Here is a 3,060-nt window from a genome sequence, read left to right on the forward strand (position 1 = left end):
CAGGTTGATGGCATGCACGCGGTCCCACGATTCGTCCGTCACTTCGAGCAGTTCGCCGAACTCCTCGATGCCGACGTTGTTGTGCAGCACATCGATGCGCTCGTAGCGCGCCAGGCAGTCGCTCACCATGGCTTTGATGCGGGCGCTGTCGCGCACGTCGGCCTCGAACGCGGTGGCCCGACCGCCCGCTTCCGCGATGCGGCGCACGGTGTCGTATGCGGCGTCGAGGGAGCGGTCGACGCAGAGCACCGCGGCGCCTTCGCGTGCGAACGTGATGGCACAGGCTGCACCGTTGCTCACATCGGCTTTGCCATCGGTGCCCACATTGCTTCCGATGGAGCCGGCGCCGACGACGATCGCCACCTTGCCTGCCAGCCGTCCACTCATTTGGCGACTCCACCTTTCGCACGAGTCGACGGCTTGACCGCAGCACGCACAGGCTCAGACGGCGCGGTCGATGTACCGCTCAGCGGACCGCACGAATCGCGCAGGATCATCTGCGTCGTCATCACGATGCGCTCGGGCTCGACAGACTCGTGACCGGACGCCGTCGACAACCGCGCGAGCATCAACTCGGCAGTGGCCGTTCCGACCGCTTCCAGATCCCAGGTCAGCGAGGTGATGGCCGGGCTGAACAGTTGCGACAGGTCGGTGTCGCCGACACCGACGACGCTGACGTCGTCGGGCACGCTCAGGCCCGAATGGCGCAAGCCTTGCAATACGCCGGCCAGGATGCGCGTGCCGAGACAGACGAAGGCGGTCGGGCGCACCGGTGCCGACAGCAGCGCCAGCGCCTCGCTGAAGGCGAACTCCATGGACGATCGTTCGGCGCGGATCAGCTTGGGCTCGGGCTTGAGGCCGCGTTCGGCGAAGGCATCGCAAAAGCCAGCGATGCGCTCACGGCCCGGCCGCACCGCCTGCCCCGGCGTCATCAAGGCGATGCGCGTGTGACCGAGCTTGAGCAAGTAGCGGGTGGCCTGCAGCGCACCGTGGTAGTGGTCGACGTTCACGCCGCTGCCGAGCGGCCCGAAGTCGCGGTCCAGTGCGACGACCGGCAGATCCTGCGCGAGCAACGCATCGATCAGCTCCGGCTTTTCGGTCTCGCAAGCGCCGAGGATCAACCCGTCGACACGGCGTCGCCGAAAGAAATCGATCATCGCCAGCTCGTGCCGGCTGTCGTTGTGCGTGTTGGCCAGCAGCAGCGCAAACCCATCGCGCTGCAGCCGTGCCTCGACTGCATTGATGATGCGCGCGTAGAGCGGGTTGGTGAAATCAGAAACCAGCAGTCCGACCACGCCCGAGGAACGCGTGCGCATGCTCTGGGCGATGGCATCGGGCGCATAGCCGAGCCGCTCCGCGGCCGCCTGCACGGCGGTGATGGCGGCCTCGCTCACGCGGCCCGCGCGGTTGAAAGCACGTGATGCGGTGCCGACCGACACGCCGGCAGCGAGCGCCACGTCGCGGATCGTCGGCTTGCCTTTGCGCGCGGGTTTCATGCAGCGCTCTTGTCCGTCGAGAACGGCACGCTGGCTTGCGACATGCCTTCGGGGAAGCGGCGCGAACCGGTCTCGAGCGGCACCGCGGTGCTGTTCAAGAAAAAGGCAGCCATGTGATAGAAGCTCGACGCCAGAATCAGCTCGACCACCTGGTCATGCGGGTAGTACGTCTGCAGCTGAGCCCAGGTGGCATCGCTCACCGTCGAATGGTAGTGCAGCTCGTCGACCATTTGCACGATGGCACGCTCCTTCTCGGTCCACAGCGCGGCACTGGCCTTGCCCACGGTCAGCTCCATGACGTGCGCCTCGGACAGTCCGCATTTCTCGGCGTAGATGCTGACGTGCATGCCCCACTCGTATTCGGAGCGGGTCAGCGCGCCGGTCCGGATGATCGCGATCTCGCGGTCCCGTTCGGGCAATGCACCTTTGAACAAGACGACATGCGCCATGGACTGGAACGCGACCGAAAGGCGCGGCTCCTGCGCCAGTGCGAGTCGCAGGTTCAAAGGCGACAGGCCCTTGAACGCACTGTTCTTGATTGCCTTTTCGACCTCCGGCTCGTAAGGCGGCGGCCGCAGCGGCAGGCGGCGGGACTTTGCAAGCGGTGCAGGAGCAATGGCTTCTGAAGGGACGGACATGGATGGTGAGCGGTGAGCGGTGAGCAGTGAGCAGTGAGCAGTGAGCAGTGAGCAGTGAGCGAATGAAAGGCCTACGGACGCTTCTGTAGAAACGTTTCCGCAACGCCCTCATTCTTTTGCTGCGATACACCGATGCACATCCAGATTTACCCTTATCGCACTCTCACGTCACGGATTGCAGAATCAGGGAAACGTTTCTACAAGAGGCAAATGCATGAGTCTGATTTTTGGCGGCGCACGGCAAGTGGGCTTCGTGGTGCACGACATCGAGAAAGCCATGGCGCACTGGTCGCGCGCGCTCGGTGTGGGGCCCTGGTTCTACAAACAGGCGGTGGGCACGACCGAGTTTCGTTACTACGGCAAGCCCTCGGCGCTGCCCGAGCTGTCGATTGCGCTGGCCAACTCGGGTGACATGCAGCTGGAGTTGATCCAGCAACGCAACGACGCGCCGTCGCTCTATCTGGATTCTTTGAAGCACTCGGGCGAAGGCGCACAGCACATCGCTTACTGGACCGAGGACCGGTACGACGAGTTGGCCGCCAGGTTGGTCGACGCCGGCTATGTCGAGGGCCATGGCGGCCGCATGGGGCAGCGCGGGCGCTTCGGGTACTACGTTCACGCCGACCTGCCGAGCGGCATGATCGAGCTCTCGGAATTGAGCGGCGGCAAGGGCGGCTACTTCAAGCAGATCGCCCATGCGGCCGAACACTGGGACGGCAGCGATCCGGTTCGCAGGATGGCAGCGAACCCGCGTTGATTCGTTCGGCGGTTCGAGCCCTTGCCCCTTGGCCTCTACCCCGCTTCGATCGCCACGCACAACGCGTGCAGATTCGGCACGATCAGCTGCGGCCGCGCACCGTGTTCCCACGGCCGCTCGTCGCGCACCAGCCAGGCCGCCTGCATGCCGGCGTTGAGCGCGCCCACCA

At 65.0% G+C, this 3,060-nt stretch carries 4 protein-coding genes; 1 reads left to right on the forward strand and 3 read right to left on the reverse strand.

What is annotated here, in order from left to right; all coding sequences use genetic code 11:
• The 3 genes from JWR17_RS26275 to JWR17_RS26285 form a co-directional block, all read right to left on the reverse strand.
• On the reverse strand, positions 1-387 hold a 387-nt coding region (locus JWR17_RS26275), incomplete at its 3' end, for an SDR family NAD(P)-dependent oxidoreductase (RefSeq protein ID WP_299836361.1).
• On the reverse strand, positions 384-1,496 hold the full coding sequence (locus tag JWR17_RS26280; RefSeq protein ID WP_299836364.1) for a LacI family DNA-binding transcriptional regulator: 1,113 nt from the start codon (positions 1,494-1,496) through the stop codon (positions 384-386). The genes JWR17_RS26275 and JWR17_RS26280, both read right to left, overlap by 4 nt.
• Positions 1,493-2,134 carry a carboxymuconolactone decarboxylase family protein gene (locus JWR17_RS26285; RefSeq protein WP_299836367.1) on the reverse strand — a complete coding sequence of 214 codons (642 nt, stop codon included), beginning with the start codon at positions 2,132-2,134 and terminating at the stop codon, positions 1,493-1,495. Before JWR17_RS26285 ends, JWR17_RS26280 begins: the two co-directional genes overlap by 4 nt.
• Before the next feature lie 214 nt (positions 2,135-2,348).
• Here JWR17_RS26285 and JWR17_RS26290 point away from each other — a divergent pair, with 214 nt between their 5' ends.
• Positions 2,349-2,891, forward strand: a complete 543-nt coding sequence (locus tag JWR17_RS26290; RefSeq protein ID WP_299836370.1) for a VOC family protein — start codon at positions 2,349-2,351, stop codon at positions 2,889-2,891.
• Positions 2,892-3,060: the final 169 nt, after the last annotated feature.

It is taken from the genome of Pseudomonas sp., from assembly GCF_028293835.1.
Classification (GTDB): domain Bacteria; phylum Pseudomonadota; class Gammaproteobacteria; order Pseudomonadales; family Pseudomonadaceae; genus Aquipseudomonas.

Coding starts and splice junctions, on each gene's coding strand:
- JWR17_RS26280 (WP_299836364.1), bottom strand. CDS start 1,496: ATGAAACCCGCGCGCAAAGGCAAGCCGACGATCCGCGACGTGGCGCTC.
- JWR17_RS26285 (WP_299836367.1), bottom strand. CDS start 2,134: ATGTCCGTCCCTTCAGAAGCCATTGCTCCTGCACCGCTTGCAAAGTCC.
- JWR17_RS26290 (WP_299836370.1), top strand. CDS start 2,349: ATGAGTCTGATTTTTGGCGGCGCACGGCAAGTGGGCTTCGTGGTGCAC.